Source organism: Massilia soli, from assembly GCF_016809835.1.
Taxonomy (GTDB): domain Bacteria; phylum Pseudomonadota; class Gammaproteobacteria; order Burkholderiales; family Burkholderiaceae_D; genus Telluria_A; species Telluria_A soli.
Map to the genome: position 1 here is coordinate 1 of NZ_JAFBIL020000016.1, position 9,361 is coordinate 9,361.

At 64.0% G+C, this 9,361-nt stretch carries 7 protein-coding genes; 5 read left to right on the plus strand and 2 right to left on the minus strand.

What is annotated here, in order from left to right; translation table 11 throughout:
- Positions 1-616: 616 nt before the first annotated feature.
- Positions 617-3,436, minus strand: a complete 2,820-nt coding sequence (ppc, locus tag I4X03_RS22805) for a phosphoenolpyruvate carboxylase (RefSeq protein WP_223471363.1) — start codon at positions 3,434-3,436, stop codon at positions 617-619.
- A gap of 156 nt (positions 3,437-3,592) precedes the next feature.
- On the opposite strand from ppc, the gene hemC reads away from it, so the two are divergent.
- The 5 genes from hemC (at position 3,593) to ppa (ending at position 8,306) form a co-directional block, all read left to right on the plus strand.
- Positions 3,593-4,558 (plus strand): hydroxymethylbilane synthase, encoded by a 966-nt coding sequence (hemC, locus tag I4X03_RS22810; protein WP_223471377.1) that lies wholly within the window; start codon positions 3,593-3,595, stop codon positions 4,556-4,558.
- Complete coding sequence (locus I4X03_RS22815; protein WP_223471365.1) at positions 4,551-5,321, plus strand: uroporphyrinogen-III synthase; 771 nt, start codon at positions 4,551-4,553, stop codon at positions 5,319-5,321. Before hemC ends, I4X03_RS22815 begins: the two co-directional genes overlap by 8 nt.
- Positions 5,318-6,469, plus strand: a complete 1,152-nt coding sequence (locus tag I4X03_RS22820; protein ID WP_223471367.1) for a uroporphyrinogen-III C-methyltransferase — start codon at positions 5,318-5,320, stop codon at positions 6,467-6,469. The genes I4X03_RS22815 and I4X03_RS22820 overlap by 4 nt, the downstream gene beginning before the upstream one ends.
- Positions 6,470-6,472: 3 nt before the next feature.
- Complete coding sequence (locus I4X03_RS22825) at positions 6,473-7,669, plus strand: heme biosynthesis HemY N-terminal domain-containing protein (protein WP_223471369.1); 1,197 nt, start codon at positions 6,473-6,475, stop codon at positions 7,667-7,669.
- A gap of 97 nt (positions 7,670-7,766) precedes the next feature.
- Positions 7,767-8,306 (plus strand): inorganic diphosphatase, encoded by a 540-nt coding sequence (gene ppa / locus I4X03_RS22830; protein ID WP_223471372.1) that lies wholly within the window; start codon positions 7,767-7,769, stop codon positions 8,304-8,306.
- Between the two features lie 599 nt (positions 8,307-8,905).
- On the opposite strand, the gene I4X03_RS22835 is transcribed toward ppa, so the two are convergent.
- Complete coding sequence (locus I4X03_RS22835; protein ID WP_223471374.1) at positions 8,906-9,262, minus strand: hypothetical protein; 357 nt, start codon at positions 9,260-9,262, stop codon at positions 8,906-8,908.
- Between the last annotated feature and the right edge of the window lie 99 nt (positions 9,263-9,361).

Below are 9,361 nucleotides of genomic sequence, written 5' to 3' on the forward strand. Positions count from 1 at the left end.
TATCCATATTGACAGGCTTTCGGAACAAACCGTGTCACTACTGATCGTTCTCGGTATGGGTTCCCGCTTTCGCGGGAGCGACGTGTTGGCCACCAGTGCGTCGTACCCGCGAAGGCGGGTATCCATATTGACAGGCTTTCGGAACGAACCGTGTCACTACTGGTCGTTCTCGGTATGGGTTCCCGCTTTCGCGGGAACGACGTGTTGGCCACCAGTGCGTCGTACCCGCGAAGGCGGGTATCCATATTGACAGGAGTTCGGAACGAACCGTGTCACTACTGATCGTTCTCGGTATGGGTTCCCGCTTTCGCGGGAACGACGTGTTGGCCACCAGTGCGTCGTACCCGCGAAGGCGGGTATCCATATTGACAGGAGTTCGGAACGAACCGTGTCACTACTGATCGTTCTCGGTATGGGTTCCCGCTTTCGCGGGAACGACGTGTTGGCCACCAGTGCGTCGTACCCGCGAAGGCGGGTATCCATATTGACAGGAGTTCGGAACGAACCGTGTCACTACTGATCGTTCTCGGTATGGGTTCCCGCTTTCGCGGGAACGACGTGTTGGATTCAACACTCAACGGTGACATCGCCATTTTTTTCGCCCGCCGTTCCCGCCTTAGCCGGTGTTGCGCAAGCCGGCCGCGACGCCGTTGATCGACAGGTGGATGCCGCGGTGGACGCGCGGGTCGGTGCGCTCCGGATCGCCGCCGGCCGAACGGTGGCGGTGGATCAGCTCGACCTGCAGGTGATTGAGCGGGTCGAGGTAGGCGAAGCGGTTCTGGATCGAGCGCGCCAGCAGCGGGTTCTTGGCCAGCCGCTCGCCGGTTCCGGTGATCTCTTCGAGGCAGCGCAGGGTGCCCGCATGCTCGGCGGAGATGCGCTGGAAGATCCGCTCGCGCAGTTCGACGTCGGCCACCAGTTCGGCATAGCGCGAGGCGATGGCGAGGTCGGTCTTGGCCAGCACCATGTCCATGTTCGACAGCAGCGTGGCGAAGAACGGCCATTCCTGGTACATGGCGCGCAGCGTCGCCAGGCGTTCTTGCTGGTTGTCGCCGTCGGCCAGCCATTCGCCGATGGCCGAACCGAAGCCGTACCAGCCCGGCAGCAGCAGGCGGCACTGGCCCCACGAGAAGCCCCACGGGATGGCGCGCAAATCTTCGATGCGCCGGGTCGACTTGCGCGAGGCCGGACGCGAACCGAGATTGAGTTCGGCGATTTCGGCGATCGGCGTGGCCGAGAAGAAGTAGTCGGTGAAGCCCGGAGTCTCGTAGACCAGGTTGCGGTACGCCTTGTAGGCGCGTCCGGACAGGTCTGCCATCACCGCTTCGAAGCCGGCCAGGCGTTCGGCGTGCGAGCCTTCTTCGGCGTGCGGCATCAGGCTCGCTTCCAGGGTCGCGGCAACCAGCAGCTCGAGGTTGCGGCGGCCGATGTCGGCGTTCGAGAACTTGGAGGCGATGATCTCGCCCTGTTCGGTCAGGCGGATCTGGCCGTTGACGGTGCCCGGCGGCTGCGCCAGGATCGCGTCGTAGCTCGGGCCGCCGCCGCGGCCAACGGTGCCGCCGCGGCCATGGAACAGGCGCAGCTTGACGTCGGCGTCGGCGAACACGCGTACCAGCTGGACTTCGGCCTTGTACAGTTCCCAGTTCGAGGTCAGGAAGCCGCCGTCCTTGTTGGAGTCGGAGTAGCCGAGCATGACTTCCTGCAGGCGGCCCTGGTGCTCGATCAGCTGCTGCACGAACGGCAGCGCCATCCACTGGCGCATGATGTCGGGCGCGAACTGCAGGTCGGGGATGGTCTCGAACAGCGGGATCACCATCACGTCGAGCTGGCCGGCGTGGGCGCGCAGCAGGCCGGTTTCCTTTTGCAGCAGCAGCACTTCGAGCAGGTCCGAGACGGTCTCGGTGTGCGAGATGATGTAGTTGCGGATCGCGCGCACGCCGTAGCGGCTGCGGATCTCCTTGGCCGCGCGCAGGATCGCCAGCTCGGAGTTGGCTTCCTCCGAATATTCGTTGTACGGCGAATACAGAAGGCGAGGCTGTTCGAGTTCGGCCAGCAGCAGTTCGACCTTGCGCCCTTCGTCGAGGCCCGCGTAGTCAGCGGCAACACCGGCGCCGGCGAACAGCTCGGCCAGCACGCGCTCGTGCACGTCCGAGGTTTGGCGCATGTCGAGCGAGGCGAGGTGGAAGCCGAAGATGGCGGCGGCGCGCTGCAGCCTTGCCAGGCGCGGTGCGATCAGGAGCTCGCCGTGGTTGGCGCGCAGCGAGTCCGCCAGCACGCCGAGGTTGGCGCCGAATTCATTGGCGTCGGCATACGGCGCGGCGGCGCCGACTTCCTTGCGCAGCACGTGGGCGGCGCCCAGTTCGCGCGCACTGGCGGCCAGGCGCGCGTACATGCCGATCAGCGCGCGGCGGTACGGCTCGTCGCCACGGTGCGGCGAGGCGTCGGTCGATGCGTCGGCCAGCGCCTGCAGTTCGGGAGAGACCTTGACCATCAAGGTCGACACCGACAATTCGGCGCCCAGCGCATGGACTTCGTCGAGGTAGAAGTCGAGGATGGTGGTGGCGTGACGCACCAGCGCGTGGCGCATGGTGCCGGCGTTGACGTTCGGGTTGCCGTCGCGGTCGCCGCCGATCCAGCTGCCCATCTGGACGTAGGACGCGTCGGGACGCATGCACTCGTTGTCGGGCTGGTCGTATGCCGCGGCGATTTCTTCGGCGATGTCGTCGTACAGGCCGGGCAGCTCGCGCAGGAAGGTGATGCGGTAGTACGACAGCGCGTTGTCGATCTCGTCGGCCACCGTCAGCTTCGAGTAGCGCAGCATGCGCGTCTGCCACAGGGTCGCCACGCGCGAGTGCAGCAGCTGCAGGTTGGAGGCGCGCTCGCGCGGCGTCAGCGGCAGGTCGCGTGCGGCCAGCAGGTGGGCGATATCGTGCTCGGCGTCGAGGATGCTCTTGCGCTGCACTTCAGTCGGGTGCGCGGTCAGTACCGGCGCGATCAGGGCGTCGCGCAGGAAGCCTTGCACGGTGTCGCCCGTGACACCCGCTTCCTTCAGGCGCGACAGCGCAAAGCTGACGCTGCCGCGCTGCGGCGCCGAGCCGGCCAGCAGGTGGGCGCGGCGGCGCCGGATGTGGTGCTGGTCTTCGGCGATGTTGGCCAGGTGCGAGAAGTACGAGAACGCGCGCACCACCGAAATGGTCTGGTCGCGGGTCAGCTTGTGCAGCAGGGCGTTGAGCTCTTCGCCGGCCACCGGGTCGGCTTCGCGGCGGAAGCGCACCGCGGTCTGGCGGATGGTTTCGACGATGTCGAACACAGCTTCGCCTTCCTGGTCGCGCAGCACGTCGCCAAGCAGGCGGCCGAGCAGGCGGATGTCTTCCTTTAAAGGCGCGTCTTTATCGGCGCCGGGTTCGTTTTCTTGAGCAGAAGCTAGGTTTACCATGTTGGACCACAGAATGAAATGTTGGTGCAAAGGCTTTTGGCCCCGGTCTGCAAAGGAGGCGCATGATAAAATTTGTGATCTTATGCATGCGCCGGTAACTGGTATTCGCCGGTTAGGGCAACGACAGTGAAAGAAATCGTTTTGAGAGCAACTGAATTGACGCCACAGCAGCCTTCCAGGTTAATCATCGCTTCGCGCGAGAGCCGACTTGCCATGTGGCAGGCCGAGCACGTGCGCGCGCAGTTGTCACTATTATATCCGCAGTGCAGCATCGAGATCCTTGGCATGACAACACGCGGCGACCAGATCCTCGATCGCGCCTTATCCAAGGTGGGCGGCAAGGGCCTGTTTGTCAAGGAACTCGAAGTGGCGATGGCCGAAGGGCGCGCCGACCTGGCCGTGCATTCGCTCAAGGATGTGCCGATGGACCTGCCGGACGGTTTCGAGCTGGCCGCCGTGCTCGAGCGCGAAGATCCGCGCGACGCCTTCGTCTCGAACGACTACGCCAGCCTTGACGCGCTGCCGCCGGGCGCGATCGTCGGCACCAGCAGCCTGCGCCGCCAATCGCTGATCGCGGCGCGCTATCCGCACCTGGTGATCAAGCCGCTGCGCGGCAATCTCGATACCCGCCTGGGCAAGCTCGATCGCGGCGATTACGCGGCGATCATCCTCGCCGCCGCCGGCCTCAAGCGCCTCGGCCTGCCGCAACGCATCCGCTGCACGCTCACCCCGGACGAAAGCCTGCCGGCTGCCGGGCAGGGCGCGATGGCGATCGAAATCGTCTCCGGCCGTACCGACATCGACCTGCGCGCCGTGCTCGCGCCGCTGAACCACGCGGCCACCGAACAGGCGGTGCGCGCCGAGCGCAAGGTATCCAAGGTGTTCGGCGGCAGTTGCCAGATTCCTCTGGCGGCGTTTGCCACCGTGGTCGGCGACAGCATGCACCTGACCGCGATGGTCGCCACGCCGGACGGCCAGCGCACCGCGCGCGCCGAGCTGAGCGGCCCGGCGCACGCGCCGGAAGCGCTGGGCCAGCAGGTCTCGGACCTGCTCGGACAGCAGGATGCGCATGCGATCCTGGCCGAGTGCAAGGCGCAGGCCGACGCCGCACCGGATGTCTGACACCGTCGTCATCACCCGTCCGCGCGCCCAGTGCGACGATCTGGCGCGCGCGCTCGAAGCGCTGGGCCGCAAGCCGGTGCTGCTGCCGCTGCTGGAGATCGCGCCGCTGGAAGACACCGCCGCGCTCGAGGCCGAACTGGCGCAGCTGCCGTCATTTGCGATGGTGGCCTTCGTGTCGCCCAATGCGATCGACGCGGCGTTTGCGCATATCGACCAGTGGCCGGCGGGGGTGGCCATCGCCGTGGTGGGCGAGGGCAGCCGCGCAGCGCTTGCCAGGCACGGCGTCACCGACGCCAACGCGGTCATCGTCAGCCCGCGCGATCCGTCGCGCAGCGACTCGGAAAACCTGCTGCAATCGATCGACCTGGCCGCGCTCGCGGGCAAGCGGGTGCTGATCGTGCGCGGCCAGAGCGGGCGCGAACTGATGGCCGATGGCCTGCGCGCGGCAGGCGCCGAGGTGGCGACGGTGGCGGCCTACCGCCGCAGCGTGCCGCCGTTGAGCGCCGAGATGGCGGAGAAGCTGACTGCCTTGCTCGCCGCGCCGAACGACTGGATAATCACCAGTTCGGAGGCGCTGCGCGGGTTGATGGTGCTGGTGCGCGAGCTTGATTCCGAGGCTGCTGTGGCAAAAATGCAACAACAGCACTTGATCGTGCCGCACGCGCGCATCGCCGAAACCGCGAACACTCTTGGATTAACCCGCCTCACGCTCACAGGATCGGGCGACGAACGAATGCTTGCCGCGTTACAATCTCAAAGATGAACGATTTGCCTACATTACCCGATCAGAACGCCGCGCCTGGCGCGCCGCCTTCCCCAGCCATGCACGAGTCGCACAGCCGCAGGTCGTCCGACGACAGCGTGCGCGAGTTCTTCCTGCGTCCGATGACGATTCTGGTGATCGTGCTGGGGCTGCTGCTCGCCGCGCAAGCCTGGTCGAGCCGCAACAGCATCTACAAGCTGCGCCAGGAGATGGCCAAAAGCCTGCAGCGCAACGAGCTGACCACGACCGAGACCAGCACGCTGGCGCGCGGCGTGCAGGACCAGTTGCGCGACCTGCAGGCCAAGGTCGGCGTGCTGGAAAACCGCCAGGTCGAAGCGCAAAGCCAGCAACTGGCGCTGGAACAGCTGTACCAGGACCTGTCGAAGAGCCGCGACGAATGGGCGCTGTCCGAGGTCGAGCAGGTACTGTCGACCGCAAGCCAGCAGCTGCAACTGGCCGGCAACGTGCAGGGCGCCCTGATCGCGCTGGGCAATGCCGACCGTTCGCTGTCGCGCTCGGACAAGCCGCAATTCATCACGATCCGCCGCGCCATCGCGCGCGACATCGAAAAACTGCGCGCGTTGCCAAGCCTGGACATGGCTGGCGTCGCACTGCGCCTCGATAACGTGATCGCCCAGGTCGACACGCTGCCGCTGCTGGCCGACGAGAAGCCGGCGCTGCCGTCGCGTCCGGACCGGCCGGAACCGGCCGTGGCCGTCAACAAGGGCGGCAAGGCGGCGCCCGCGCTGCCGCCTGCGCCAATGGGCCTTGCCGAACGCGCCCAGCAGACCTGGCGCAACTGGAGCGACGAGATGTGGACCGAGGTGCGCCAGCTGATCCGTGTGCGCAGCGTCGAAGAACCGGCGGCCTTGATGGTGTCGCCGAGCCAGGCTTACTTCCTGCGCGAGAATCTGAAACTGCGCCTGCTCAATGCCCGCCTGGCCCTGCTGTCGCGTAACGAGGCGGCCTTCCGCGCCGATCTCGATGCGGCCCAGGAAGCGCTGCTCAAGTATTTCGATACCCGCGTGCGTTCGACCCAGACCGCCCAGGCGCAGCTGCGCCAGGTGCAGGCCAACAATCTCGCGATCGAGATGCCGACGCTGTCCGACAGCCTGAACGCTGTGCGCAACTACAAAGCGAAGCCATAAGCCATGCGACTTCTTCTCTGGTTAGTCGCATTGATGGCCGCGGCCATCGGTATCGCCGTCACGGCGCGCTTCAATCCGGGCAATGTGGTGTTCTTCTACCCGCCGCACCGGATCGACGTATCGCTGAACTTCTTCGTGGTGCTGCTGGCGCTGCTGTTCGCCTTCCTGTACTTTGCGGTGCGCGCGTTCCGCGCCACCGTGTCGATGCCGGCCAAGGTCGCCGCCTATCGGCAGCGCAAGCGTGAACGCGACGGCAACAAGGGCCTGCGCGACGCGCTCAAGGCGCTTTTCGAAGGCCGTTTCGGCCACGCTGAAAAAGCCGCAGCACGCGCTGCTGAACTGCCTGAAAACGCCGGTCTTGCCGCGCTGATCGGCGCGCGCGCCGCGCACCGGATGCGCCAGGCGGCGCGCCGCGATGCCTGGCTTGCCGGTATCGCGCATGACGGCAACCTCAAAACCGCACGCCTGATGACGGTCACCGAACTGCTGGTCGACGACCACCAGCCCGAGGCCGCGCTGGAAGCGGTGGCCGAGCTGAACGCCAGCGGCACGCGCCACATCCACGCGCTCAAGTGGGCGATGAAGGCCAACCAGCAGGCGCGCAACTGGCCTGAGGTGCTGCGCCTGGTGCGCTCGCTGGACAAGCACAAGGCGCTGCATCCGGCGCTGTCGTCGCGCCTGCGCGAGCTGGCCTATGACGCGCTGCTTACCGACGGCGCGCATGACGCTGAATCGATCAAGCGGGTGTGGGCCACGGTGCCGACGGCGGAGCGGGTCAAGCCGTATATCGCGGCGCACGCGGCACAGGCGCTGAACGCGCGCGGCCTGCACGACGAGGCGCGCATCACGGCCGAAGAATCGCTGAAGGTGGAGTGGGACGACCGCGTGGTGCGTGCCTACCGCGAAGCGGCCGGCGCACCTGGCTCGCCGACCTTGCTGGCGCAGATCGAACATTGTGAAGACTGGATCCGCCAGCGTCCGAACGACGCCGAACTGGCGCTGACGCTCGGCGCGCTGTGCCTCAAGCAAAAGCTGTGGGGCAAAGCCCAACGCTACCTGGAACAGGCGCTGTCGGACGCGACCGAAGGCCGCATGGTGCGTGAAGCGCACCTGAAACTGGCGCAGATGCATGAAGCGCTGGGCCAGGACGCCGAAGCGGCCGCCCATTATCGCCAGTGCGCACTGGCGTCGATTCTCTAATTTAAATCCCCGGTCGCCCTTGTTGCATTGCACAAGAAGTATGCAATGTTCGATATAATGGCGGCCTAATTTACTGTACGCAATCTAAGGAAATACCATGAGTTTGAATAAAGTGTCTTCAGGCCGCGACGTGCCGAACGATTTCAACGTCATCATCGAAATTCCGATGAATGCCGATCCGGTGAAGTATGAAGTGGACAAGGAGAGCGGCGCGATCTTCGTCGACCGTTTCATGAGCACCGCGATGCACTATCCGTGCAACTACGGCTACGTGCCGAACACCATCTCGGACGACGGCGACCCATGCGACGTGCTGGTCATCACCCCGTTCGCGCTGATTCCTGGCGTTGTGGTTCGCTGCCGCGCGATTGGCGTGCTGAAGATGACTGACGAAGCCGGCGGCGACGCCAAGATCCTGGCCGTTCCGGTTGACAAGATCCTGCCGATCTACAGCCACTGGCAAAAGCCGGAAGACATGCAAGACCTGCGCCTGCAGCAGATCCAGCACTTCTTCGAGCACTACAAAGACCTCGAGCCAGGCAAGTGGGTCAAGATCGACGGCTGGGCGGGCCCGGATGAAGCAAAGGCGGAGATTGTCGCTGGCGTGGCCGCGTACAAGGCGCTGAGCGAGAAGTAATTCGTTTTAGGTATGATCCGGGATCATGCGGAGATAGGGCGGAACAGCGATGCTTTTCCGCCCTACGTTTTTTTGCGCGCCGTAAAGCTGGCGCTGCCTTGATGCGTGCACGCGGATGCGGCGTTCCGCCTTATCCGCCCTGCGACAAAACACATGCTGTAGGGCGGATAAGGTGTATTAGCTCAGACTTGACCTGACACACGACGTTCGACTGGTTGCATCCGCAACCCGAAGCGGACCTATGATTTGATACCGTAAGCCGTTCCACGAGACAGAAAAGCACTTCAGACTGTTCGTAATTTCCCTCGCTGAGGCGTTCTCGTACTAGCTGGCTCAGCTGGAGCATCCAGACATTAGCTATGAATTCACCATCGTTACTGATCCAATCGTTGGCAGTTGCAGCAACGCGGTCGCGTAAGCCCGGATAGGCGCGGCAGAGTAGCCGACGCGTTTCTTCCATCTGAATCATCACACCCCTGACAAGAATCTTTGAATGCCTGCTCTTGGCCGAAGAGCAGTCCAGCACCGCAGGACCGCTACCGCCTGCGGATTCAGGCCTTCCGGTTGGGTCTGCTTACGATCCCAAGCGGGCGTGGCGCTTAGCGACGAAACAGTGTGGTCTCACATGTCTCGAAGGCCGGCTTGGCCAACCGTTCCCACCATCCTTTAGGAAAAGAAAGTTTTTGTTCAGCAGTTCGGATGAATGCCTCGAAACCCTCTTGTTCTTCTGATAGTTCAATCACTGTTTCGGGTCTACCGAAGCTCACTACAACGCGAATTTCATCCCAAGTTAAAAGATCGATCTTGTATGCCTTGATGGCGTTGACCTCATCCCAAGTGAACGACACATCTGATACCTTTGTATGGGTTTCACATGCGCCGATACGTGGCCTCGTCCAGTCATCAGGAACGCGCGCTGACCCCACCCATCGCAGCAATTTTCCTAGTAGACCCATTCAGCATCTCCGTTAGTCCAACGACCGTATATGGACTCCTCCTTGTTTGCAAACATTCCGTCTTTGGCTGTTAGGTACGACTGCTCACGTATATTCGGT

What these genes read in the sequence shown, in the direction of transcription:
- ppc (WP_223471363.1), bottom strand. Translation starts at nt 3,436, where the DNA reads ATGGTAAACCTAGCTTCTGCTCAAGAAAACGAACCCGGCGCCGATAAA.
- I4X03_RS22815 (WP_223471365.1), top strand. Translation starts at nt 4,551, where the DNA reads ATGTCTGACACCGTCGTCATCACCCGTCCGCGCGCCCAGTGCGACGAT.
- I4X03_RS22820 (WP_223471367.1), top strand. Translation starts at nt 5,318, where the DNA reads ATGAACGATTTGCCTACATTACCCGATCAGAACGCCGCGCCTGGCGCG.
- I4X03_RS22825 (WP_223471369.1), top strand. Translation starts at nt 6,473, where the DNA reads ATGCGACTTCTTCTCTGGTTAGTCGCATTGATGGCCGCGGCCATCGGT.
- ppa (WP_223471372.1), top strand. Translation starts at nt 7,767, where the DNA reads ATGAGTTTGAATAAAGTGTCTTCAGGCCGCGACGTGCCGAACGATTTC.
- I4X03_RS22835 (WP_223471374.1), bottom strand. Translation starts at nt 9,262, where the DNA reads ATGGGTCTACTAGGAAAATTGCTGCGATGGGTGGGGTCAGCGCGCGTT.